At 57.4% G+C, this 25,297-nt stretch carries 19 protein-coding genes and 1 tRNA gene; 6 read left to right on the forward strand and 14 right to left on the reverse strand.

Going from position 1 to position 25,297, the window contains the following annotated elements; all coding sequences use genetic code 11:
• Positions 1-5 precede the first annotated feature (5 nt).
• Positions 6-1,766: an ABC transporter ATP-binding protein/permease gene (locus LW884_00280; protein MCE3006774.1), complete on the forward strand. Its 1,761-nt coding sequence runs from the start codon at positions 6-8 to the stop codon at positions 1,764-1,766.
• A gap of 23 nt (positions 1,767-1,789) precedes the next feature.
• Positions 1,790-2,533, forward strand: a complete 744-nt coding sequence (locus LW884_00285; protein ID MCE3006775.1) for a polyprenol monophosphomannose synthase — start codon at positions 1,790-1,792, stop codon at positions 2,531-2,533.
• A gap of 349 nt (positions 2,534-2,882) precedes the next feature.
• Here LW884_00285 and LW884_00290 read toward each other — a convergent pair whose 3' ends face one another.
• From LW884_00290 to LW884_00340, 11 genes are all read right to left on the reverse strand, one after another.
• Positions 2,883-3,056 (reverse strand): hypothetical protein, encoded by a 174-nt coding sequence (locus tag LW884_00290; protein MCE3006776.1) that lies wholly within the window; start codon positions 3,054-3,056, stop codon positions 2,883-2,885.
• A 210-nt stretch (positions 3,057-3,266) separates the two neighbouring features.
• Positions 3,267-4,631, reverse strand: coding sequence for a pyridoxal-phosphate dependent enzyme (locus LW884_00295; protein MCE3006777.1), 1,365 nt, complete (start codon positions 4,629-4,631; stop codon positions 3,267-3,269).
• A gap of 109 nt (positions 4,632-4,740) precedes the next feature.
• Positions 4,741-5,607, reverse strand: a complete 867-nt coding sequence (locus LW884_00300) for a hypothetical protein (protein MCE3006778.1) — start codon at positions 5,605-5,607, stop codon at positions 4,741-4,743.
• A gap of 147 nt (positions 5,608-5,754) precedes the next feature.
• On the reverse strand, positions 5,755-7,194 hold the full coding sequence (locus LW884_00305) for a WG repeat-containing protein (GenBank protein MCE3006779.1): 1,440 nt from the start codon (positions 7,192-7,194) through the stop codon (positions 5,755-5,757).
• A complete protein-coding gene (gene murA, locus LW884_00310; GenBank protein ID MCE3006780.1) occupies positions 7,191-8,510 on the reverse strand; it encodes a UDP-N-acetylglucosamine 1-carboxyvinyltransferase in 1,320 nt (439 codons plus the stop codon). Before murA ends, LW884_00305 begins: the two co-directional genes overlap by 4 nt.
• Before the next feature lie 140 nt (positions 8,511-8,650).
• Entirely contained in the window at positions 8,651-9,355 is a 705-nt protein-coding gene (locus LW884_00315; GenBank protein MCE3006781.1) for a DUF4290 domain-containing protein, read from the reverse strand.
• Positions 9,356-9,595: 240 nt separating this feature from the next.
• A complete protein-coding gene (locus LW884_00320) occupies positions 9,596-10,747 on the reverse strand; it encodes a cysteine desulfurase (protein MCE3006782.1) in 1,152 nt (383 codons plus the stop codon).
• Complete coding sequence (gene glmM, locus LW884_00325; GenBank protein MCE3006783.1) at positions 10,744-12,117, reverse strand: phosphoglucosamine mutase; 1,374 nt, start codon at positions 12,115-12,117, stop codon at positions 10,744-10,746. Before glmM ends, LW884_00320 begins: the two co-directional genes overlap by 4 nt.
• A 109-nt stretch (positions 12,118-12,226) precedes the next feature.
• Entirely contained in the window at positions 12,227-15,121 is a 2,895-nt protein-coding gene (locus tag LW884_00330; GenBank protein ID MCE3006784.1) for a T9SS type A sorting domain-containing protein, read from the reverse strand.
• 155 nt (positions 15,122-15,276) lie between these two features.
• Positions 15,277-18,456, reverse strand: coding sequence for a hypothetical protein (locus tag LW884_00335; GenBank protein MCE3006785.1), 3,180 nt, complete (start codon positions 18,454-18,456; stop codon positions 15,277-15,279).
• A 7-nt stretch (positions 18,457-18,463) separates the two neighbouring features.
• Positions 18,464-18,805 (reverse strand): hypothetical protein, encoded by a 342-nt coding sequence (locus LW884_00340; protein ID MCE3006786.1) that lies wholly within the window; start codon positions 18,803-18,805, stop codon positions 18,464-18,466.
• 199 nt (positions 18,806-19,004) lie between these two features.
• Here LW884_00340 and LW884_00345 point away from each other — a divergent pair, with 199 nt between their 5' ends.
• Entirely contained in the window at positions 19,005-20,081 is a 1,077-nt protein-coding gene (locus LW884_00345) for a branched-chain amino acid aminotransferase (protein ID MCE3006787.1), read from the forward strand.
• A gap of 192 nt (positions 20,082-20,273) precedes the next feature.
• On the opposite strand, the gene LW884_00350 is transcribed toward LW884_00345, so the two are convergent.
• Positions 20,274-20,498: a hypothetical protein gene (locus tag LW884_00350; GenBank protein MCE3006788.1), complete on the reverse strand. Its 225-nt coding sequence runs from the start codon at positions 20,496-20,498 to the stop codon at positions 20,274-20,276.
• 116 nt (positions 20,499-20,614) lie between these two features.
• On the opposite strand from LW884_00350, the gene LW884_00355 reads away from it, so the two are divergent.
• Positions 20,615-21,757 carry an FAD-binding oxidoreductase gene (locus tag LW884_00355; protein MCE3006789.1) on the forward strand — a complete coding sequence of 381 codons (1,143 nt, stop codon included), beginning with the start codon at positions 20,615-20,617 and terminating at the stop codon, positions 21,755-21,757.
• A 92-nt stretch (positions 21,758-21,849) separates the two neighbouring features.
• On the opposite strand, the gene LW884_00360 is transcribed toward LW884_00355, so the two are convergent.
• Positions 21,850-21,933 (reverse strand) — tRNA-Leu (locus tag LW884_00360).
• Between the two features lie 141 nt (positions 21,934-22,074).
• Here LW884_00360 and LW884_00365 point away from each other — a divergent pair.
• Positions 22,075-23,037: a phosphoribosylaminoimidazolesuccinocarboxamide synthase gene (locus LW884_00365; protein ID MCE3006790.1), complete on the forward strand. Its 963-nt coding sequence runs from the start codon at positions 22,075-22,077 to the stop codon at positions 23,035-23,037.
• 45 nt (positions 23,038-23,082) lie between these two features.
• Here LW884_00365 and LW884_00370 read toward each other — a convergent pair whose 3' ends face one another.
• A complete protein-coding gene (locus LW884_00370) occupies positions 23,083-23,406 on the reverse strand; it encodes a DUF4286 family protein (protein ID MCE3006791.1) in 324 nt (107 codons plus the stop codon).
• 299 nt (positions 23,407-23,705) lie between these two features.
• Here LW884_00370 and LW884_00375 point away from each other — a divergent pair.
• Positions 23,706-25,297, forward strand: a 1,592-nt coding sequence (locus tag LW884_00375; GenBank protein MCE3006792.1) for a lactonase family protein, incomplete at its 3' end; no start/stop codon positions are given.

The following is a 25,297-nucleotide window of genomic DNA, read 5'->3' on the forward strand; positions in this document are numbered from 1 at the left end:
TTCTCATGCCACATCCCCCCCGTTCCCGCTCCATTTTGCGCCGCCTGCTGGCCTTTCTCCGGCCCTATCGGGGGTTGTTTGTGGTAGGCCTGCTGCTTACCATTGCCATGAGCGTGGTGGGCCCCCTGCGGCCCCTCGTTATGCAGCGGGTGCTGGATGGGCCTATTGCCGCCGGAGACAGCCAGGGGCTGCTACAGGGCGGACTGCTGCTGCTGGCTCTCACGCTCCTGAATAGTGTGTTCAACTATTTTCAGATCAATCTTACGAGCCTGTTGGGCCAAAATATCATAAACGACATGCGCCAGCAGGTATTTAGCCACCTGCTAAGCCTGCGTACCCAGTACTTTGACCGGATGGCCATTGGCGCGCTGCAAACCCGCGCCATCAACGATATACAGACGCTCAATACCGTCTTTAGCACCACGCTGGTTACCATCCTGGGCGAGCTGCTTCAGCTGGCCTTTATCCTGGGCATTATGTTCTGGATGAGCTGGTCGCTCACCCTGGTCATCCTGTGCCTGATGCCGCTCATCATCCTGGGCACCTGGCTTTTCAAGCGGTTTGTAGAACCAGCCTTTCGGCGTGTGCGCCATCATGTGAGCGAGCTGAATGCCTTTACGCAGGAGCATATTACCGGCATGCTGGTTACGCAGCTGTTTCACCGCCAGCAGGAGGAGAGCCGGCGCTTTGATGAGCTGAACCGCCAGCACCGGCGCGCGCACCTGGATACGGTACTGGCCTATAGCATCTTCTTTCCGGTTATCGAGATCCTGACAGCCCTGGGTCTGGCCCTGCTGGTGTGGTATGGCAGCCGCAGCAGCCTGCAGGGCGATACCACCCTGGGCGAGCTTACGGCTTTCATCATGTTTATCAACATGTTTTTCAGGCCTATACGCCAGATAGCCGATCAGTTCAACACCTTGCAGCTCGGCATTGTGAGTGCCGAGCGTGTGTTTAAGGTGCTGGATACCACAGAGTTTATTGAGAACAATCCGCCCACAGCCGATTCCGATCGGATATATGCCGACCCAAGTATCCGCTTTGAGCAGGTTCACTTTTCCTATCTGCCGGATGAGCCAATCCTGAGGGGGATTGACTTTGAGGTGGCTGCGGGTACTACCACGGCCCTTGTGGGGGCCACCGGCTCGGGCAAGAGCACCATCATAAATATACTGATGCGCCTATACGAGCCACAAAAGGGCTGTATCTACGTTGCCGGGCAAGATGTGCGGGCCTACGACCTGTTTGCCCTCCGGCGCAGCATGGGCCTGGTGCTGCAGGACGTGTTCCTTTTCTCGGGTTCGGTATATGAGAATATTACCCTGCACAACACGGCCATTACGCGCGAGCGGGTGCTGCAGGCGGTGGATGAGGTGCAGGCACGCGCCTTTATAGAGCGGCTACCGGGTGGGCTGGACCACCGGGTGGGAGAGCGGGGCGTAAACCTGAGCACCGGGCAGCGGCAGCTGCTCAGCTTTATCCGCGTGCTGGTGCACAACCCCGCTATCCTGCTGCTGGATGAGGCTACCTCTAACATCGATACCGAGCTGGAGGGCATCCTGCAGGCAGCACTGCAGCGCGTAATGCAGCACCGAACCAGCATCGTGGTGGCGCACCGGCTCAGCACCATACAGCATGCAGACCAGATACTGGCTATGCGCAAGGGCGAGGTGATAGAACGGGGCACGCACCAGAGCCTGCTGCAGCAGGGTGGGTATTACAAGAAGCTCTTCGACCTGCAGTATGGGCAGCCTGTGCGAAATTGATCCTTTCCACTATCTTTATACCCATGCAGCCACCTAGCGCGCAGGCACTTGTTATTGTGCCCACCTACAATGAGCGTGAAAACATACACGCCCTGGTAGAACGGGTGCTGGAGCTGAAGGAGCAGTTTGACCTGCTGATCGTGGACGATAGCTCGCCCGACGGAACGGCTGGGGCGGTGCGGCAGCTACAGCGGCAATATCCCGGCAGGCTGCACCTGGAGGAACGTACGGGCAAGCTGGGCCTGGGCACAGCCTACCTGCACGGTTTCCGCTGGGGGCTGGCGCGTGGCTATGCGTATCTGTTCGAGATGGATGCCGACTTTAGCCACGACCCTGCCGACCTACCCCGCCTGTACGAGGCCTGTGCAGTGGGCCGTTTCGACCTGGCCATTGGTAGCCGCTACTGCCGGGGGGTGAATGTGGTAAACTGGCCCATGTCTCGCGTACTGCTTAGCTACGGGGCCAGCTGGTACGTGCGCCTGATAACGGGCATGCCCATCCGCGATGCCACGGCCGGTTTCATCTGCTATCGGCGGGCTGTACTAGAGGCTATCCTGGCTGAGCCAGTCAAGTTTGTGGGCTATGCCTTCCAGATCGAGATGAAGCATAAGGCCTGGCGCATGGGCTTCCGGTTCAAGGAGCTGCCCATCATTTTTACCGACCGGCAGGCCGGGCAGAGCAAGATGTCGCAAAACATCATCCAAGAGGCCATATGGGGTGTGCTCTGGCTTACTGTTACCGGCTGGTTTCGCAAGTCTTACCACTAGTTTTGCCCTGTTTTCCCCCTATGTTGGCCTTTTCTTGCGAGGGGGCTTTACCGCCATTTGCCCGAGCCAGCTGGTGCGGGTTCTTGTGCCAGTCAGCCCCCCCCCAGGCATTACAGGTAATCTAAGGGCCTCATCCTGCGCCTTCGTTCGGCCCCGGGAGCCGCATACCTCAAGGCCGAGCACGCGCGAAATCTGGAGGATTGGGCGATTAGTAGTCAGACTACACTTCCACACATCGGCTATACAGGAGCCTGCTTACTACCAGCCTGCTGGGCCTATGCCCAGCAGAGTCCGGCTGGAACTTGGCTACAGACACCTGCCCCCCTCTTGGGTTTGATCGCCAGTTTGGCTACCGGCCCCGTATTTTCTGAAACAGGTAGATGACACCCGCAATTACCAGCGCAATGGCGGCGGCATGCACCAGCCAGCCAGCCACTCGCAGCATGAAAACCAGCACATACCACCCGGCTATGATCAGCAGGATGAAGATAAAAACGCGAAGAAATATGGTTCCAAAGCTCATATTGCCAATATAAGGAATTTTTTGATCGTATGAAAGGCAGTGGCCCAAATACCCCCCATGGTGTCCGCCCTTAGTTGTTTGCTATTTGTTCCCATTGGCCCCCACAGGTATGGCAGGCTTGTGGGGCCGCCTGCCAGGCATTGGGTACTGCACACTTTTGGGCATAATGGTCCTTCACAGCCTCCTCATCCCTACCCGTGCGCCGCCTGCCTAGCCAGCCAGTACGGTTATCAGGTCGCTCTTGGTAATGATGTCTTGGCTGCCATCTTCCTTCTGTACAATGACAGCGGGCATTTCTCTGGTCATCATCTTGCTGATGACGTCTATGCGGGTGGTGGGCAGCACAAAGGGGAAGGGGTCGCTCATCACCTCGGTAATGGGTAGGCTCTTCATGTGCGGATTGTCCAGCAGGCGGTTCAGCACACTGCTTTCGTTCAGGCTGCCCACTATGTCCTGTGCCTTGTACACCGGCACCTGGCTTATGTTGTGCATCCGCATGAGCTGTATGGCCTCTTCCACTGTTTGGTCTGCCTGTAGCTGTAGCAGCGGGCTTGGGTTTTTTCGGCTCAGGATCTCGCGGGCGGTTACCAGGCTGCCTTCGTCCAGGTAGCCCCGGTCTTTCATCCACTGGTCATTGTATACCTTGGCCAGGTAGCGTGTGCCGTGGTCTGGCAGGATGATGACCACCACATCCTTTGGGCCCAGGTTCCGGGCATACTCCAGGGCACCGTGCACAGCACTGCCGCAGCTCCAGCCCACAAACAGGCCCTCCAAGCGTGCCAGCTTCCGGGTCATGATGGCGGCATCCTTGTCGCTCACTTTCAGGATCTTGTCTATTTTGCCCAAGTCCAGGTTTTGGGGCACAAAGTCTTCCCCTATGCCCTCGGTGGCGTAGGGGTACACCTCGTTGAGGTCTATCTCGCCGGTTTCGTGCAGTTTCTGGAAAAGCGATCCATAGGTATCTATCCCGATGGTTACGATGTTGGGGTTCTTTTCTTTCAGATAGGTGCTTACACCGGTAATGGTGCCGCAGGTACCCATGCCGGCTACAAAGTGTGTTACCCGGCCTTCGGTCTGCGTCCATATTTCGGGCCCGGTGGTTTTGTAGTGGGCTATTCGGTTGGCCAGGTTGTCATACTGGTTGGGGTAGAAGCTGTTGGGTATCTCGGCTGCCAGGCGTTTGGCTACGCTGTAGTAGCTCTGCGGGTCCTCTGGCTCCACGTTGGTGGGGCACACGATTACCTCGGCTCCCAGGCTGCGCAGGATGTCTATCTTCTCCTGGCTCTGCTTGTCGGTAATGGTGCATATCAGGCGGTAGCCACGCACCACAGCCGCCAGGGCCAGGCCAAAGCCGGTATTGCCGCTGGTGCCCTCTATAATGGTGCCGCCTGGTTTCAGCTTGCCGGTTCGTTCGGCCTCTGTAACCATCTCTACGGCTATGCGGTCTTTTACACTATTGCCCGGGTTAAAGTATTCTACCTTGGCCAGCACGGTGCATTTCAGGTTCTGCACTACCTGGTTCAGGCGTACCATGGGGGTGTTGCCCAGCGTATCGAGAATATTTGAATGCCACATATCCAGTATTTTGTGTGCAAACTAGGCATTAATGTGGAATGTCCGTAGCAAAAATGGGAAAACTGTGTGATGACAGAATGGGACACCCCCCCTGGTGTGCACCCTGCCCCTACCGGCCAGATGGCCTGGGCAGGCGCCGCTGCACGTAGGGGTAGCGCAGGTTTAGCGTGTCGGCTTTGGTTATTTTTCCGCCCATGTAGTGGTACTCTATGGCCATAGAGTCGCGTCCGTAGTCTATCAGGTAGCTGTGGGTAGGCAGCAGGGTATCTGCCCCACTCCAGATGAAGTCGGTTTGACGAAACTTCAGGCCATCGCTACTCAGCAGGGTCTTGCTATGCACCTTGCCAGTGGCCACATACAGGTTGGGGTGCAGTGTGGAATTGGCTACCCAGCCCAGGCTGCCATCTTTGGGTTTGTATAGCAGTAGGTGGCCATATTGATTGGTCCCACCTGCGGTATAGGCATAGAGCCAAATATCCTTCTTGTCGTCAAAGGTAAAGTCCTGAATTCGTACAAACTGATCCGGGCCCATCGGAACGGCTAGCCCGTAGGGGATATGCTCGCGCGAGAACACCAGGCGTGTCTCTTGGGGTAGCTTTTGGTACACATTCAGGGTATAGTAGCCGGCGTACCGGTCGGCGGGGTTCTCCAGTGTAAGGCTGAGCAAGTAGGGTACGCCTGTGCCCAGCAGGTCTCCCCACTGCAGGTGGGCGTGCGGGCTGGTGTAGGTATAGGCTGGCTGGCCATAGTTCTGCCGAATGCGCTCGAAGAGGTCTTTGCGGATGGAGTCGAGCAACGGATTGTCGGGCACGGTAGCCTGCTTGTCCGACCCCGGATGCGTTTCGGGGCTTTGGTTGGGAATACTGTCATGCAGGCCAGCACCCTGCTTGTAGGGGGGCTTGTCTGCCTCCGTTTGTGTGCGGGTGCAGCCTATGGCACCTAGTGCAATGCAGCCTAGCAAGAAGCGAACGACCATTAAAGGATAGAGAGATGGGTGAACGGAGAAAAAGCAGGGACCATTTTACTTATAAAAGAGGTGCGACACAACCCGTATTCGTCGAAGGGATCATTTTGAACAAGTTTATGTAGGCAAGTGCCGGAGTCTGGTGCTTGCTACTGGGCCCTATTTGTGCTGCTGGCCTCTTTGATTTAGTAGCACTGGCTGCCCTGCCTGCTGTAGTTGGGTAATCCCTGCCTGAAAATACGGTACACCTGTAAACTGTGGGCGAATGAGCCAGTGCCCCGAGCGGTGGTATAGTCCGATCTTTCCCTGCTGCTGCACGGGCAGGGTGTAGTAGTCTACCACAGGCAGGGCACCCTCAAACTGGGGTGGGATGACCCATTGGCCCTTCGTGTCGATATAACCCCAGAGGCTGTCTTGCCTGGCGGGGGCCAGTCCAGCCAGAAAAGCCTGTCCGCTCTCAAACTGAGGCTGGATAACATAGCGGCCACTGAGGTCAATATAGCCAGTCCTGCCATCCTGGGCCACCGCCGCCCGACCTTCAGAGAAGTCTTGCCCATCCTCAAACTGGGGTGCCAGGGCCCAGCTTCCGTTGGGTGCCAGGTAGCCCAGCCTATCTGCCCGCAGGCATGCGGCCCGCCCTTCTACAAAAGGGAAGGCATTGAACTGCTTCTCGGCAAATGCCTGCTGTCCCTTTCGGTCTATATAGCCCCAGCGGTCTTCCTGTTTCACCAGTGCCAGGCCGTTGTAAAAGGGGCGGGCATCCTGAAACTTGTGTGCGATGGCCAGCCGCCCCTGTGCATCCACATACCCCCAGCGGTCGCCCAGTTGTACTGCGCTCAGGCCCTCGGTATAGCCATACACCTGGGTGTAGCGGACAGATTCGACCGGGGTGCCCTGGGTGTCTATCCGCGCCCAGCCTGCCGGTAGCTGCACATAGGCATAGCCCTCGGCGAAGCCCGTAACCCCCTCGTACTGGGGTGGCAGCCGCAGCCTGCCCCGCTGGTCTATGTAGCCGAAACGTCCCTGCTGCTCCACCACGGCCCAGCCGTTGTAGTAGTCGTATACCCGCGTGTAGGGTAGCCGCAGGCTTGGCTGTGCGCCGGTCAGAATTTCGGGATTAATCAGCCGATAGCCCTGCTCATCCAGTGCGATGGCGGCCCCGCCGGAGAATGGCCCTGCGTAGTGCAGCCCCTCCAGGGGCCAGTGCCGCCCCGTACTGTCAGCATAGCCCCAGCGGCCCAGGGTGTCCAGCACCACGCCGTAGCCGGCTGAGAAGGGCTTTGCATACAGGTATTGTGCTGGCATAATTGGCCCCCCTGGCCGCACATTCAGGTAGCCATAGCGGCCCCCCTGGCTATACACCGCCCATCCCTCCTGGGCCACCCCCAGGTAGTGTATGCTGGCTGGCAGGTCTGCCCGGTAGAGGTGCCCCTGCCTATCGGCCAGTTTCCAGTGGGCGTTTCCGTTTTTCCAGCTTAGGCTGGGGTAGGCCCAGCCGCCTGGGGTTTCCGCCTGGCTGTTTTCGGGCGGATGCGGCTTGCAGCCGGGTAGCAGGCCGGCAAGCAGGGCCAGGCAGATGAGTAGTCTGGGGTAGCTCATATCTTTTGTTCAAGTCTGCGTATTTGGGCTCCCAGGGCATTCAGGCGGGTGTCTATCTGCTGGTATCCCCGGTCTATCTGGTCGATGTTGTAAATCCGGCTGGTGCCCTCGGCACTCATGGCTGCAATGAGCAGGGCCACCCCCGCGCGTATGTCCGGACTGGTCATGCTGATAGCGCGCAGGCACTGCTGGCGTGCCAGGCCGATGACGGTGGCCCGGTGCGGATCGCACAGGATGATCTGGGCACCCATGTCGATCAGTTTATCGACAAAGAAGAGCCGACTCTCGAACATCTTCTGATGAATAAGCACGGTGCCCCGGCACTGCGTGGCCACCACCAGCAGGATGCTGAGTAGGTCGGGTGTGAGGCCGGGCCAGGGGTGGTCGCTCAGGGTAAGGATGCTGCCGTCTATGAACGTGTCGATCTCGCACACCTTCTGGGCGGGGATGTGCAGGTCGTCTCCCTGCTCCTCCAGGATGATGCCCAGGCGGCGGAAGGTATCCGGTATCTGCCCCAGGTGGGGGATGTCGCAGTTCTTGATGGTAAGGCTACTCTGCGTCATGGCAGCCATGCCAATGAAGCTGCCTACCTCGATCATATCGGCCAGCATGCGGTGCTCGGTGCCCCCCAGCTGCCGTACCCCCTGTATATGCAGCAGGTTGCTGCCTATCCCCTCTATCTGTGCGCCCATGCGCAGCAGCATGCGGCATAGCTGCTGTACGTAGGGTTCGCATGCGGCATTGTAGAGGGTGGTGGTGCCGGATGCCAGCACTGCAGCCATCAGGATATTGGCCGTGCCGGTTACGCTGGCCTCGTCCAGCAGCAGGTATGTGCCCTGCAGCCCTGCGTCTGCCGCTACGGAGAACAGGCCTTGCTTACTGTCGTAGGTAAAAGTGGCCCCCAGCTTTTGCATACCCACAAAGTGGGTGTCCAGCCTCCGGCGGCCTATCTTGTCTCCGCCGGGCTTCACCATCCAGGCCCGGCCATAGCGGGCCAGCAGTGGGCCCACCAGCATCACAGAGCCGCGCAGGCGGCCCACCTCCAGCTTGCAGTCGGGGGCTAGCATGCGTTCGGGCTGCACATTGCGCGCACAGAAGCGATAGCTACCCGGGCCAGTACGCGCTACCTCTACGCCCAGCATCTCCAGGATCTGGATGAGTTTCAGCACGTCGCTGATCTCCGGGATGTTATGTACCGTTACCGGCTCTTCTGTCAGCAGTACGGCACACAGGATCTGCAGGGCTTCATTCTTGGCCCCCTGTGGGCTGATCTCGCCCCGAAGGCTTACACCGCCTTCCACTTCGAAATATTGCATAGCAGCTATCGCCTATCGTTTAGTAGCCCAAAGATATTGGGTTTTTGTCCATGGCGGGTGTTTGGGTTGTGCACAGCCGCCCATGCCCGATTTGCGGTTACTACCTGCCAGCAGGGTATAGGGGGGGGGGAGCCAGGCGGCTAGCGCATAGGGCGCTTGCGCTTCTTCCGGGTGCCCAGGCTCATGCTACCTCCGGCACTACTGCCAGTGCTACGGCTTTTCGTACTCTTCTTTCTGGCCTTTTTCAGGTGGCTCATGTTGCTGGAGTTGCTGATGTTCAGGCGGTTGGGTAGTAGTCCGTTGCGCAGCTGTATCTTCTCTGGCTCTAGTACCAGGCTGCCCTTGCTCAGCTCGCGCAGGTGGTCCATTACCACCTTGTCTGTGGGCTGGGTGCCGGCGTGCACCTGCATGCTGTGCTTCATGTAGTTGGCTATCTGTTCTACATAGGCTTGCTTGGCTTCGCTCTCCTCCATGGCCTGCGCCTGCTGCATCATCATTTCGATGTTCTTTCCATACTGCCGGTAGCGTGCGCGGTGGGGGTAATAGCCCACCTTTTTGCCAGGGTCGGTGGCGGCATTGGTGGGTGGTGCTGTGGGTAGGGGGTAGGGGGCATCTACGTCTAGCTGATACTGGCATAGCTGCTGTAGCTGTTCCCACAGCTTTTGTTCATAGTTCTCCATCTCGCGTGCTTCGGGCACAATGATGGACATGGTGCGTACTGTCTGCCGGGCCATGCGGGTGCGTTTTTCCCGGTCGGGTTCAGCCAGGATCAGGTTTGCCATCTGCTGTACGGACCGGCCGTATTCGCGCAGCCTTAGCCACTCGCCGGAGGTATTGTATTCCATTTCGTGTAGTTGGTACTTGTTTTGCACAGGCGCGTTGGCCTATTCCCTGGTTTTTCTTGTCTGACAGGTGTGTGGGGGCGAATGGCGGGGCAAGCACCTTGCGTCCTCGTCCCTCCGTTCCATCAGGCACTGGGGGGTGCTGTCCAGTTACAGTCTCCCTTGGTATCGGGTGTCCCTTTTGTTCGGTCTTTAGTGTACCCGTTTCTGTTGCAAAAATACAGAAAAGCAGCCGTAAAACACCTAGGCCTGCACCTGCTGGCCAAAAATAACAGCCAGCTTGTCCAGTGTATAGTCTATTTCTTGCAGGGTAGTTTGGGGGCCAAAGGAGAAGCGAACCGTGTTTGCCATACGCGCGGGGCTGTGCCCCAGGGCATGCAGTACATGGCTGGGGTGCACACTGCCACTGGTGCAGGCGCTGCCGCCGCTGGCAGATATCTGGTAGATATCCAGGTTCATGAGTAGCATGCTTTCGCTGTCGTCTCCGGGGAAGGCTACGCTTAGCACCGTAGGCAGCGATTGGGTCGGCTCTATCACACCATTGAAGGCTACACCAGGTATGCGTGCCCGCAGGCCCTGGATCATGTGGTTTTTCAGGGCCTGGATGTGCGCCATATGCCGGGTCATGTTTGCCTGGCTCAGCTCCAGCGCCTTAGCCATGCCTATTATTGCGGGCACGTTTTCGGTTCCGGCACGCTGGTTGCGCTCTTGCGAGCCCCCGTCTATCAGGGGGGGCAGGGCCGGGGCATCGGCATTGCGGTATAGGAATCCTACGCCCTTGGGGCCGTTAAACTTATGTGCGCTGGCCGACAGATAGTCTACCGGCAGCTGGCCGGTGTTCAGGGGCAGGTGCCCCACCGTTTGCACCGCGTCTGTGTGGAATAGGGCACCGTGCTGGCGGCACAGCTGGCCTATGGCATGCAGGTCATTTAGCACCCCTATTTCATTGTTTCCATGCATCAGGCTTACGAGGGTCTTCTTGCCCCCTGCCAGCAGCTGCGCCAGTGTAGCCAGGTCTGCTTCCCCAGCGGCATTCGGCTGCAGGTACACCACCTCTGTGCCCAGGTAGTGTGCGCAGTGTTCGGCGGCGTGTAGTACCGCATGGTGCTCTGTGGGTGCGGTAATGATGCGCTGTACACCCAGCCCCCGCACGGCACCCTTTATCGCCATGTTGTTGGCCTCCGTACCGCCGGATGTGAAGACAATTTCGGCCGGACTACAGCCCATGGCCTGGGCAATTGTTTTGCGCGCCTGCTCTATGGCGGTGCGCACCTCGCGGCCGTGGCCGTGCACGCTGCTGGGATTGCCGTGCACGTCAGTCAGGTAGGGCATCATGGCATCCAGCACCTCGGGCAGCAGGGGGGTGGTGGCGGCATTATCCAGGTATACTCTCATGCTTCTAGTTTGGCTTTGTAGCTATTGGCCAGCTCGATAGCGGCCTGTGGGTCTGGGGCCTCGGCATAGATGCGCACAATGGGCTCTGTGTTGCTCTTGCGCAGGTGCACCCAGCGGTCGGCCAGGTCAATCTTTACACCATCGGTTGTATTGATCTTGCCCTCGGTTTCGCGGCTCACCAGGTCTTTCAGAATCTGATCCACGGGTTGGCTGGCACTCAGGTTCGCCTTTTGCTTGGACATATAGTAGCTTGGCAATTGGCTTCTCAGTTCGCTTACCGTCTGTTTCTGCTGGGCCAGGTGGCTCAGGAAGAGGGCAATGCCCACCAGCGCATCTCGCCCGTAGTGCAGGGCTGGGTAGATGATCCCGCCATTGCCCTCGCCCCCTATTACGGCGTTTACACGTTTCATCTGCTCCACTACGTGTACCTCGCCCACAGCTGCGGAGTAGCAAGCCTGGCCATATTTGGCGGCTACGTCTATCAGCGCGCGCGAGCTACTGAGGTTGTTTACCACCGGGCCGGGCGTATGGCGCAGCACATAGTCGGCTATGGCTACCAGGCTATACTCTTCGCCTATCAGGTTTCCGTGCTCGTCAATGATAGCCAGCCGGTCCACATCCGGGTCTACCACCAGGCCCAGGTCGGCCTTAGTGTCTCGCACCCGCTGGCACACATCGCCCAGGTGCTCGGCCAGCGGCTCGGGGTTGTGCGGGAAGTCTCCATTTGGGTGGCAGTATAGTTCCACTATGTCCTTTACCCCCAGTTTCCGTAGCAGTTCCGGCACGGCCAGGCCCCCCACACTGTTTACGGCATCCACCACGATGCGCAGGTTTGCCTGGCCAATGGCCTGTGTATCCACCAGGTCCAGGTCCAGTATGTGCTCTATATGGTGCTCCAGTAGCCGCTCATCGCCCAAGTGCTGTCCCAGCTCGCGCACTGGCCGAAAGCGATAGTCCTGCCGTTCGTAGTTCTCTAGCACAGCCTGTGCATCTCCCGGGCTTAGAAATTCTCCCCGGTAGTTCAGCAGCTTGAGGGCATTCCACTCCACGGGGTTGTGGCTAGCGGTAAGGATGATGCCCCCAGCAGCCTGCCGGTGCACTACGCCCATCTCTACCGATGGGGTGGTGGCCAGGCCTGCATCTAGCACCGTGAAGCCCTGGGCCACCAGGGTGGCCGATACCAGCTGCAGCAGCATGGGCCCACTGGGTCGGGCATCGCGTCCTATCAGGATCACGTCTCCACGCTGCTGGGCCTGCACCCACTGCCCATAGGCAGCGGCAAAGCGCACAATGTCCACCGGGCTTAGGTTATCCCCAGCACCACCGCCCAGGGTGCCCCGTATCCCCGATATGCTTGCAATTAATGCCATAACTACAAATATACGCAGTCGGTGCGTGCTACTACAACTGGTGTAGGCGAGCGGGCGCAAAAAAGGGGGCTTGTGAGCCCCCTTTGCATTTTTTGATCCCCTTTGGGCGCTAGCGTTGTATAGCTACCCGTTGCACATCATATAGGGTATCGCTCGCGCTGCTTAGGGTGGTTTTGAATAGGTAGAGACCACTGGGCAGCTTTCCTGCAGCTACGTCTAGCTCATGTGTGCCGGTAGCCAGCTGGCCGAAGTCTTGGCTGTACACTTCTTGGCCATTCAGGTTAAGAACCTGTAGCCGGGCCGTGGCAGGCTGCTTCAGGTCCAGTGCCAGGTGGGTATAGTCTTGCGCGGGGTTTGGATAGATGCGCAGGCGGAAGCTGCCGTCGTTTCGGCTTAGCTGGCTACCGCGGCTAACCGGGCCGGAAAGGATGCGGCTAACCGCTACGCCGCGGCCCCAGGTAGCAGCATAAATCTGGCGCTTGTAGCGGGCAGTGTCAGACACCAGGAAGGTCTTGCTGGAGTTTGGATAATTCTTCGAGATCAGCTGGTAGCCGCTGTAGGCAAAGCGATGCACCGGCACCTGGTCCATGTACCCATCGTTGGCCTCTCTCCAGTCTACACCCGAGCCACTGGTGATAGAGGAGAAGTTCAGGTCGTTTTCAACTATGGTATACACCCCCCGCTCGGTGCCGAGGGCCAGCCAGCTTTGGTCTCCGGTGCTGAGGGTGGGGTCAGGGTCGAAGAGGGCATCATATACGGGATAGAAGCCCAGTTCTGAAAAGGCGTTGGACTGATTGTAGAAAGTGGGGGTGTTGCTGCTGAGTGCATTGGGGGTAGCATACACATAGCCACACTCGCTGCAAGCAGGTGAGCTAGGGTTGTCTGTCCGATAGGTGCCGAAGGTTACGATCAGGGTATCCTTGTAGCGCGGGTGCAGGCGCAGGCTCGTTATCCATCGGTCAGGCACATGTGCATTGATGCCCGTAGTGGGGTCCAGGATTGTGGTGGTCGAAAAGTTTGGGTGGTTCTTGTTTTCGGCATGTACAATGCGGTACACAAATCCATTTGTGGTGCCGATGAATAGGGTGTGGGTGGCATCTCCTGTAATAGCCAGGGCCGATATCTCATCTGTGCTACTTGAAAACCGGAAGATCGAGTTTAGGCTTGGCCTATCTTGTTCTGAATCTACGGGGTTGAAGGGGAAGCGGCCCAACCACACCCGGTCTCGTGAGCCTAGGAAGGCGTATACGCGATTTACCACGTTTTCCAGCGAGTCCTGCGCAATGCCTGTGCCAATGGTATCCACCTCGTCTATGATCACGGGTGGATTGGGCGGTACCAGGCTCGGGCGGAAGATGAGACTTCCGGCTGTATCTAGGGGGTATACTGCAAAGGCTGGGTTTGGCGTGGGAATCCAATCGGAGTTGGTGAATACGTTGCCGCCATCGAGCGAGCGGAAGAAGGTATTGTTGGCTCCGCTGATCATGTAATCGGGCTTGAAACGGCTGATGGCTACAGAGCCCCGGCGTGGGCTGGCCGGGCTGTGCACACGCCAGCTGGTAACAGCCCCGCTCTCGCTATTCGCGCGGCCTGAGTTGCTGATGATACCGTGCCCACGGGTAGAGGCCAGGACGGTGCCGTCTCCGCCTACGGCCACATCATACACCTGGGATACAGAGAGATTGCCATTCGAGATCTGGAAACGGCGGCCTCCGTCGGTACTTTTTACCAGTTCCTTAGTGGTACCCAGCAGGATAGTAGCGGGATTGTTGGGGTCTTGTACAAAGGCCTGTATGCCCTCTGGCACATAGCGGTTGTCTGCCTGCACCTCGGGTACCGTTCGGGTTTCGTTAGTCCACCCATTTATGGAGTCCCACCAGTACCACAGCTGGCCACCCAGAAAGATCCGGTCGTCATTGGCTGCATCTACCTCAAATATCAGCGCCTGAAGGCCACGACCCGCCACGTTTACATCGGGCCTGCTTTCCACAAAATAGGCCAAGGGGGCAAAGGTGCCAATTGTAGTTCCGGTAGCAGTAGAGCGGGGCGCAATGCGCGTCCAGCTATCGCCGCCATTCGAGCTTTGCCATACACCGACCAGGAAGTTTCCGCCCCCCCCAACCATGCACAGATACATTCGGTTTGTGTTATTCCTGGAAACTGCAATGCTGGTGCGGATGGCTGCAGTTGGGTCATCGCTGTTTCGGGGCAGGTTTTCCAGGCCTATGTATTCGGTAAAAGTATTGCCTTCGTTAGTACTGATAAACAAGTATTGGGTAGCCCCTACCAGTACCTTGCCATCCGCCGTTATCTCGATATCGTAGATGTCAGCCGAGGCCAGCTCGGTGCCCGTGGTGGGCGGGATCGCATAGCTCTCACTCACTCTTGTGGCTGTCTGTCCTCTGTTTTCTGATACATACAGGCCTTTGTCTGTGCCAAAAAATAGCTTCCCATTTCTGGCCTTTACCACGTTGATACTTGTGAAGGCATCAGAAGTGCTGAACGAAGTGGTGGGTATCGTGGCTGCCGCTACCGTGAAGCTTTGTCCCCCGTTGGTAGACACAAAAATACCGCCCCCAAACATGCCAGCATAGCCCGTATAGCCCTTTTTGCCCGTGTTGAGTGAAACATACGGTGTCTGACCTGTAATTCGGTGGTCGGTATCCAGGAAGGTGGCGCCTGTGGCCACATACATCGTACCATCTACTGCATCAAAGGCAATGGAAGTAACCGCCAGGTTCTGATCGGTTTCGCCCGAAAAGCCAGCTACGGGTGTCCAGCTGCGTCCGCCGTTTGTGCTCACCCACAGCCCGCCGCCGGGCGCGCCTGCATATATTTTGCTGCCATCCGGGCTGTAGGCTAGGGCGCGTATACTGCCGCCCAGGTCTGTCGGCCCCAGACTCTCCCAATTGAAGGTGGGCTGTGCATGGCTTACAGCGTGGAGCAACACAAGGACAAGTGCCGCAGAGGCGAGCAGGTGGGTAAAACGTACTTTTTTTAGCATGCGTCAAGTCGAAACAAGGATGAAAACGGGCCCAGTGTAGGCCAAAAGGCACTCAGGGATACCAGTTAGCTAGCAAATTTATAATAATTGTGGGATACCTGTCGTGAATTTTAGTAGAAGTTAGGCACTGGTTTACGGGATTGATAAGCTCCTGCCTAGAACTCCTTGCCAAACGAAACGCTGAACTGTGGATTAAGCAGTTCATTCTCCTCAATTGGCCAGCCCAGCTCGAAGGAGGTGAAGTAGCCGACAATCAGGGTGCGAAAGCCCACGCCAAAAGACTGTATGAAGGGCACCTTCAGGCTACGCACGGTGGCCGAAATAGGCCCGCGTTCTATCACACTGGCATCTATGGGGTTGCGCTGGCTGAAGGGATTGCCCGTACGCCAGGCCGTACCCATGTTGTAGAACAGCACCGCCTGTACGTTGTACAGCGGATTGCTGTGCAGGGTGCTATTGGCCAGGCGGGAGAGTGGGATGCGCAGCTCGGCATTGCCCACCAGGTATTGATAGCCATTCCGTGCGTTGTAGGCGAAGCCCTGCAGGGGGGTGGCAAAGCCGTTGAGCGCAAACTGGTGTAGACTGCCGTCCAGCGGGATGTCGTCCTTGTTTGCGAACTCAAAGGGTAGTAGCCAGTTTTGCACCCCGCCTAGCATAAACTGCTGCTGCTGTGGCCCGGTGCTTACACCCCCGCTTAGCCGCCCGGCCAGATTAAGTATGCCAAACAAGGTATGATACTGTGCGATACTGCCCTGTAGGGTGGTGCCAATGGTACCCTCGCTGGCCGACTGGTAGTGCTGTGCGGTGGCTTGCATGTGGGTGCCAGTCAGGGTCAGGAAATCTACGCGCTGCGTATGGTCATAGATGAGGCTTAGCTGGCCGTGCAGCAGGCTCTCCCGTGCATCCAGGTCTTCAAAGTCGAGCAGGTCCAGGTCTCGGCGTTGTAGCAGGCTGTATCCGCCCCCCAGCCCAAGTGTAAGATCCTCGCGCAGGGGGATCCGTATGCCCGTTTCGCCCCGCGTTTGTAACATGGTCACGGCCCTGGGGTTTTCAAAGTAGCGTGCCTGCCGGTCTAGCCGCACATAGGGCTGTATGCGGTATTTCAAAAACTGGTACTCGCCATAGAGATTGCTACTCCGGAAGTCCACATAGGGCGTAAAGCCCAGCACCGCCCGGTGGTATTGGTGGGCATCCTCCAGCAGGATCCGGATGTCGATGCCGAAACCAGCGTAGGGGTCTACCAGCAGGTTCATGCTTGCCCCCCGCATCAGGGGGCCTATTTTTTCTTTTTGGGGGCTATTTACACGTACTGTATCAGCTTCGAATAGCTCGGGCGGCAGGCGCTCTGCAGCACGGGGCTGCTGTTTGCGTCGGCCTGGAGATGAGGGGCGTGGCTTTCTGGTTTCTGGTTTTGGCTCGTCGGCTTCGTCGAACAGGTAATAGCGTATAGCTGGTTGCACCTTTGCCCGGGCTGTGTCTGGCGGAGCATCGGTGCGTATTTCTATTGAGTCCTCCAGGGCCTTTCGGGCTTCCTCGCGGGCGGCCAGTTGGGCTATCAGTTGCTCGCGCCGCTCTTTCAGGGCTTCCCAGTGCAGGCTCTCGGCATTGCGCATGGGGGTCCGGTTCTGGCCTGGCTGCATGGGGGGTAGCTGCACTACCTGGGGTTTTCCCTTTGCCCACACTAGGCCCCACCACTGCCCCTGGCTTTGCCACAGGTACTGCAGGCCCCCGCGTTCATCACTCAGGTAGCTGTATGTGTAGGTTTCCCAGTCGTAGTAGGCCAGGTTCAGCAGGCCGCTATACGAAGTATGTATAAACACGCCACTGGCAGTAGCCTCCAGGGGGTGCTCGCTATACGTCTGGCTATACTGCACCAGTTCGGCCTGCTCCCACTGCACGTAGTTTGAAATTCGGTACACATTCAGGGGCTGTGCGTGGGCCATTTTCTGCTCACTCGGGCGGCGGTCTACGTCAAAGCCCCGGTTGCTGCTAAAGTACAGCCCCTTGCCACTGGCATCCCACACGGGGTAGCGGTCATCATAGCCATCCTGCGTAATGGGTGTGGGGCTTAGCTGCGTAGTACTACTGATGTATAGGTCTACCTGCCCCCCCCTCAGGGCACTGATGGCTAGGGCCTGGCCATCAGGTCGCACGGCAAGGTCGTATATGGCATCCAGGCGTGCGTCGTAGGCCAGGGCTTTGGTTGTCTGGCTTTTTACGTCGTATACATATAGCCGGTTCTCGCCATTGGCCGGTAGGGAGAAGTAGATGCGGTTGGAGCCAGCATGCCAGTCCATGGGTGCCTGCAGCTGCTGATAAGCGGGGTGGGTGCTGTAGCTGCCAGCCCGAAAGTGGCCCCTGCGGTAGCGGCCTGTTTGTGGTTGATAGAAATGCAGCCGGAATACGCCGTTTTCGGCACTCAGGTAGGCTAGTTCGCCGGTCTCGGGCTGGTGGGCCAGGCCTATCAGCTCGGCGCCGTGTAGGCCGGGTATGGGCTGGCTAGCCACGTATCCGGCTGGTGCCTCGGGCTGATAGCGGGCCATTGCATCCAGCTCCCATTGGTCTGTCAGCCGCTTCATGCTCATGCCCAGTACCGCTTGAACGGCGCCCTCCACGTTGCGTGCCAGGCGCACCATGTACACGAGTTCTGCAATTTTCTTGCGGCCAAACTTGCGCTCTATGTAGTGCCATACCGACTTTTTGATGACCAGGTGCGTAGCACTGCGCTCGGCACTCAGCACATAGGGACGAAAGTTTTTTTTATCCAGGCTGCGCATCCGCATTTCGTCCTCCACTGTCCAGCCCGAGCCCAGGTAGGACGTTAGCCCCGTCAGGTACCACTCGGGGAGGTAGAGGAGAACACGATTTTGAAAGGCAAGCTGCCCGCCGCCGCCGTAGTACATCTCCTCCACCATGGCCCGTGCCACTGTGCCCCGTATCTGCTCATAAAAGGTCTGATGGGTGCCCGGGAAGTAAATGGCTGCGATGTTTACGTAGTTCTTGCTGGGCAGGAAGGCCTGGGGTGCGGCATGGTGCTGTGTATAGGCCCCCCGGCTGGCATACAGCTGTAGCAGCATCCGCTGCCGCAGGCTGTAGCCCAGGAAATAACTGAGCTCATAGTACGCCTGGCGCCCCAGCCTGGCAGCCTGCTGGGCCAGGGCTAGCTGCTGCTCTGTATAAGACACCTCTATGTCGCCACTGCGTACGGTTTGCCATTTCTCTGTCCGCCAGTCTCGCACCGGGCTACGGCCAGCCAGCTGTGCCCCGGGCTGCTGTGCCCTGCCCGCAGCTACCAGGCATAGCCAGCATACCGTCAATAAAAAGAGGCGCATCATCCGTTACTCACTTGTACTTGGCCGTGTCCTTTGCCGTTCGAATATAGGGGTTTTTGCCCCTGCTATAGCTTATGGCCTCTTCTAGCAGGGCTTCCAGGCTGCCCACATCTGCTGCCGTATGCACGGTGCGGCCCTGCTGCAGGCGCAGGCTGGCCATGCCGGGCCCTGCCAGGTACAGGCGTATGGGGCCAGCTGGTGGCTGGCCCGCCCGTGCCCCTATTTCCAGCATGATCTGCTGCCGGGCGGCGTGGCTGTGCTGCCGCGCCCTCAGCCTACCCTGCCCCCGGGCTTGCCGCAGGTAGTCTATAGCACGCGCGTAAAAGGAGGGGGTGCCTACGGTAGCTCGCATGCGTTTTTTTGAGATTTACAACGAAGGTAGAGGAATTTTATTTGGCGGCATCGGAATTGTTCGCTCAGCGTAGGCAGTTGCAGGTTCGCCAGAATCTTCTCATCTTTGGGGCTCGAAACCAAAACCGATTCATTTATTTCGAATAATCATAGAGTTTTTTTCATTTGTTAAAACAAAATAAATCTTCTATTACGAAATTATGATTATTGCCGCTGGTATTAACATGGAAATAGAAAAAACTGGCCACTCTCGTTTGAATGAAAAAGACTGGCGGGCCTTGCCCTTCGGCTCAGTCTTTGCCGACCATATGCTGGAGATGCACTACGAGGATGGCATCTGGCAGGCTCCCCGCATTGTTCCCTTCGGCCCGGTGCCCATGCTGCCCAGTATATCGGCCCTACACTATGGGCAGACCATATTTGAGGGGATGAAGGCCTACAGGGACGTAGCCGGGCGCAGCTTGCTATTCCGCCCGAAGGACCATCTGGCACGCCTTAACAAATCTGCCGAGCGGCTTTGCATGCCTGCTATTCCAGAGGATGTGTTTATAAAGAGCCTGGAGCAGCTGATAAAGCTGGATGAGGCCTGGGTGCCTTCCGACGCTGATAGCGCCCTCTACCTCCGCCCCATCTATTTTGCCACCGATCCGTTCATCGGGGTAAAGGTTAGCACCACCTACTCACTCTACATCCTTACCTGTCCGGTACACAAGTTTTACACCAAGCCTGTGAACGTGTGGGTGGAGCGAAACCACGCACGTGCCGCTGAGGGTGGGGTGGGCTATGTAAAGACTGCCGGTAACTATGCGCGTAGCATGCTGAGTGGCAAGAAGGCCAAGGAGCAGGGCTATGATGTGGTGCTGTGGCTGGATGCCACCCACCGCAGGTTTGTGGAGGAATTCAGCACCATGAATGCCTTCTTTGTGATCGACGACTTTGTGGTAACACCCAGGCTAAGCAGCACAATCCTGGCCGGCATCACCCGCGATACGATTATCCACCTGCTACGCGAGCAAGGAATCCAGGTGTTTGAGCGCGAGGTGAGCATAGATGAGCTGCATGATGCCAGCCAGCGTGGCCTGCTCAAAGAGGCCTTTGGCTCGGGCACGGCGGCTGTTGTGATGCCTGTGGCATCGCTAACCCATGAGGGCCGTTTGATGCAGCTGTCAGACCCCGCCACTTGGCAGATCATGAATACTGTTGCACCCAAGCTGGCTGCCATCCGTGCTGGGCAGGAGCCAGATGCGCACAATTGGATTCATTACATTGATGTCTAGCCTTATCGCGCTGCGGGGCCTGCACCCGTAGCCTGTGCAAGTGCAACAAAAAAAGAAGGGGAAGGCTTATCCGCAGATAGGCTTTCCCCTTTTTGTATGGAGTCTTCTCTTGCTTGCACGGACACCCCAGAAGGTTACTATGGCAGAGCGCCCAAGGTGCACACCCTCCTCGTTTGCACCTATTTTGTGTGCCTAGTTTACGCGCTTATTCAGGTCGTAGCTCTGCGCCAGCAGCCCTGTGTGCTGCCAGGTGTCTCCCACAGGCATGAAAATAACGGGTACAGCGTTTTGCCTCAGTGTATTGAGTGCAACAGATACGGCAGCACCCGTCAGCTCACGCACCTCTCCGTCTGTTAGGTGCAGCTCCAGCCGCTGTGCCAGCGGCCAGTGTACAGCCAGTTTGTATTGGGTATGCATATTGGGCCTGGGTATTAAGTGTTAGAAGAAAATCACATCCTCTACGTCAATATACGTAGAAAAAGGCAGAAGTAGTTTTTAGGCAAAAAGAAAAACGAAATTGTATTTTTGCTCTTATGCTAAGCTACTGGGAGAAAACGAGCCTGACCCGCTATGACTACATACTGGTGGGCGGCGGGCTGGTGGGGCTGAGTACGGCCCTGGAGCTGCGCAAGGAGAAACCAGATGCCCGCATCCTGGTGCTAGATCGAGGCCTCTTTCCTACCGGAGCGAGCACGAAGAACGCGGGCTTTGCCTGCTTTGGCAGCCTGACCGAGATGCTGGACGACCTGACCCGGCTAAGCGAGGCCGAACTGCTACAGCTGGTAGCCCTGCGGTGGCAGGGGCTGGCCAGGCTGCGCCAGCGGCTGGGCGATGCGCGTATAGGCCTGATGCCAACCGGTGGGTACGAGCTGCTGCAGCCAGAATGGGCCCATGCCGTGGGGGAGCTGGATCGACTAAACGCGTTGCTCCGGCCCCTGTTTCCCGAGCCAGTATTTCGACTTGCAAACGATCAGTCTGCCCGATTTGGCTTCGCACGAGATCAATACACACACCTGATCCACAACCCCTATGAGGCCAGTATAGATACGGGCCTGATGATGCATCACCTGATGCAGCTGGCGGCCGTACAGGGCATACGGATGCTCAGCGGTGTAGACGTTACCGGCGTGTATGAGGATGGGTGGGTGGAAACCAAACAGGGTGTAGCCCTGGAGGCCGAACAGGTGTGTGTAACCAATAACGCCTTTGCCCGCGAGCTACTGCCCGAGCTGGAGGTAGTACCTGGCCGCGGTATCGTACTGATCACAAAGCCGATCGAGGACCTGCCTTTCGAGGGCATATTCCACATGGATGCAGGCTACTTCTACTTCCGCAACGTAGGCAAGCGCGTGCTGCTGGGCGGAGGCCGAAACCTGGACCCCGATACAGAGGCTACTACGTCCTTTACGCTCAACCCCCGGATACAGGCTGCATTGCGCGATCGGCTGGACCGCGTCATCCTCCCCGGCAGCCCCTATGAGATAGAGATGGAGTGGGCTGGCATCATGGCTTTTGGCTCGGTAAAGAAGCCCATTGTTAGGCGCATAGGCCCCCGGCTCTCCTGCGCCGTGCGCTGTGGCGGCATGGGCGTGGCCATCGGCAGCATGGTGGGCACCCTGGCCGCCCAGCAGATGCTAAGCCCAGACCCTGTACCCCAGCCCTCGCTGCTGCCCTAGCACCCCGGCATGCCTGCCCAGCACACGGCAGCAGGACGCGGTTAAGCAAAACAAAAAGGGCCGGTACCGGAAAGATACCGACCCTGTGGCCGTGCTCTGGACTGGACTCGAACCAGCATGCCCGTGAAGGCACCACCCCCTCAAGATGGCGTGTCTACCAATTTCACCACCAGAGCATCCCCCACACCGGGGGCCTCAAAATTACACAAAGTCTACATACACGCGCTGGCACTGGGCAGAATATTGTGGGCAGCGTGCTTCCTTGTGCCAGAATCCGCCCACTTTTTTTGCAAATTGCAATCCTTTCGCCTATCTACATGCAAGTATTAGCCAGCACCGATTTTGAGTTTCAGGGCTACAAAACCCGCAAGTACAGCGGCAAGGTGCGCGATGTATATACCATAGACGAGCAGGTGCTGGTCTTTGTAGCTACTGATCGTATCTCGGCCTTCGATGTCATTCTGCCCCAAGCCATCCCCTATAAGGGCCAGGTGCTCAATCAGCTGGCCGCCTATTTTCTGGAGGCTACGCGAGACATCTGCCGAAACCACCTGCTGGCTACGCCAGACCCCAATGTAACCATTGGCCTGAAAACCGAAGCCTACCCCATAGAAATGGTGGTGCGTGGCTACCTGTGTGGCCATGCCTGGCGGGTGTATCGGGATGGTGGGCGCAGCCTGTGCGGGGTGAGCCTGCCCGACGGACTGCAGGAAAACGACCCCCTGCCCCAGCCAATCATTACCCCCAGCACGAAGAGTAGCATTGGCCACGACGAAGACATCAGCCGCGACGAGATTGTACGCTCGGGCCTGGTGCCGGCTATGGAGTATGCCCAGCTGGAGCACTATGCCCTGCAGCTATTCCAGCGCGGCACCGAGATGGCCGCCGAGCGCGGCCTGATCCTGGCCGACACCAAATATGAGTTTGGCTATCGTAATATGGACATCTATCTCATCGACGAGATCCACACCCCCGATAGCAGCCGCTACTTTGTGCGCCAGGGCTATACGCAGGCACGCGCAGCGGGCCGCCGCCCGGAGCAGATGAGCAAGGAGTTTGTGCGCGAGTGGCTGATGGCCCAGGGTTTCCGGGGCCAGGAAGGCACCCAACCCCCCACCATGCCTGCCGATTTTGTACAGCAGGTGAGCGAAAAGTACATAGCCGTGTACGAGCAGGTAACCGGCCAAGCCTTTCGCCGCCGGCCCGAAACACCCAGCCTGGCTACAGACGTGCAAGCCGCCACACAGCAGGCCCTGGCACAGATCCTCAGAGAGGCATAGCATTTCGTTGGGCCGCCGCCGGCCCGGGCCAGCACCCGTGTCCTGCTAGTGGGGTGCCTCTACCGACAGATCTTCCAGCAGGGTGCGGAAGGCGACGAAGCGGTCTTTGTAGCGGGCATTGTGCTCGGCCTGCAGGCGCGGGGCCTGCTCTTTCTGGTAGCAGTTGTAGGCCTCATAGCTTTCGCAGAAGTACTGAATGTTAAAGGTCTGCTGTCCCTCATCCGGCTCCGGAAACACCAGCCGCTGTAGCCGGTGGCCCGTGAAGTAGCCAGTAGCCAGCACATCGGGGATGTGGACGTCTCGCATCCACTGCATCCACTCGTCTGCCAGGCCCGCTTCCACCATCACCGTTACACTGTACACGATCATACTGCAATCATACAAAAAAACAACCTGCCGGGCATCCTTTCGTGGCCCTGCATCTCCACTCCTGCTTTAGGTGATGCACCATCTCCCCGCCTCCACTCCGAGCGCCGCTTCCCACCATTCAGGCACCCATTTGTACCGTCTGGTGCCAGATTGATTGCCACTCCGCGGCTGGCCCCCTATATTTGAGATAAAATATCTGGGCTATACGCTGCAATACTCTCCGCTCTCTTTTGCTTTGCACCTTACTGTTAGTTGTACTGGATGCTAACGCCCAGAACACTTGGTACTTCGGTTACTTCATGGGTGTAGATTTTTCCAACCCAAATAGTCCAGAGGCTAAGACGGGTAGTAAAATGGAAACCCTTGAGGGGTGTAGCGCGGCCTATGATTCACAGGGAAATCTACTGGCTTATTCCGATGGGAGCACCGTATGGGATGCGGTGCACAATCAGGTAGCTACTAATATGGGTGGTGGTGGATCTTCTACCCAGTCAGGTGTTTTTGTGCAAGATCCTGGGGATTGCAACCGATTCTATCTCTTTACTGCTTCCGAGGTAGATGATGCCAATCCTTTAGATCAAATTTTTTATTCTACTTTTCTGTGCCAAAATTCTAAATTTGAATTAGAGAATTCAGCAATTGCTATCAATAATAATGCTACAGAAAAACTAACGGCTATACCACATGCTGATGGCAAGAGTTTTTGGATCCTTGCACACGAAAAGAATAATAACCGTTATTTAGCCTATTTGCTTTCAAGTACTGGTTTAGATATTAATCCTATTGTGAGCAATGTGGGAAATATACAAACTCAGGAGGATGGATATAAAGGACAGCTAAAGGCATCACCCCAGGGTGATCGTATTGCCAGCTTATCCGAGTTTCTTCCCGATCCTATGCAATCTCAGGTAGAAATTTTCAGTTTTAATTCGGCAACAGGTATTCTCAGTAATCCACAGTCGTTTGGGCTTACTTACTTGAATAATGGCGTCACTGAAAACATTTCCGCGTACGCGGCAGCATTTTCACCTTCCGGTCGGTATTTGTATGTCACTAGTCGCTTTGCGGCGTTACGCCCAATTTTTCAAGTCGATCTACAGGCTAGTACAATTTCGGCAGGGATAAAGGAAATTAATCTTCCAAACACCACAAAGACCCTGCCCGGGAACAAGGTGTCAAGACGCAAGCACACCGTTAATAATTTAGTCATTGGTCCACTTGGAAGAATATATTTTTCATCTCAGATTACTACCGATACCTCTTTTAGTTCAGGCGCGGGGATTTCGGCGGTAGATACCTTGGCACTTGGTGCTATTCTCACCCCTGATGAGCCTGCTAATGCCATGTCGTTTGTTTGTAACCCAAAATTGGTGGTGCTTAATGTCAAACCGACTGGAGTGCCTGAAGGAATAGGCCCTATAAAGCATTCAAGTCTTGGCGTGGGTTTGCCCAACTTCTTTTCAGGTCAATTTGTATCACAGACACCCACCCTCGGCCCCGACCGCCCCTGGTGCCGCTGGACAGACCAGAACGCCAACGAGCCTACCTACCCCCCCACTGCCACCAACCCGACCCTGGCAGGTCCCGCAGGCACCGGCCTCAGCTACCGCTGGTGGCAAGACGGCAACGAACTGATCAGCCAGACCAGCCGCAGCCTGACCATTACCGCCCCCGGCACCTACGTGCTGGAAGTACGCAACGGCTGCGACCTGACGAGCCGCGACACCGTAACCCTACCCCAATACGACCCAATCGGCCCCTTCAGCCTGGCCAGCAGCAGCGAGCCCCGCCTCTGCCCCGGCGAAGTGCAAGCCTGGGCCGGCCCGGTGGGCAGCTTTGACTACCGCTGGGAATGGCGCAAGGATCCCGACTATGTGGTGGTGATCGCCAC

Source organism: Bacteroidota bacterium (assembly GCA_021300195.1).
In the GTDB taxonomy this organism is placed as follows: domain Bacteria; phylum Bacteroidota; class Bacteroidia; order J057; family JAJTIE01; genus JAJTIE01.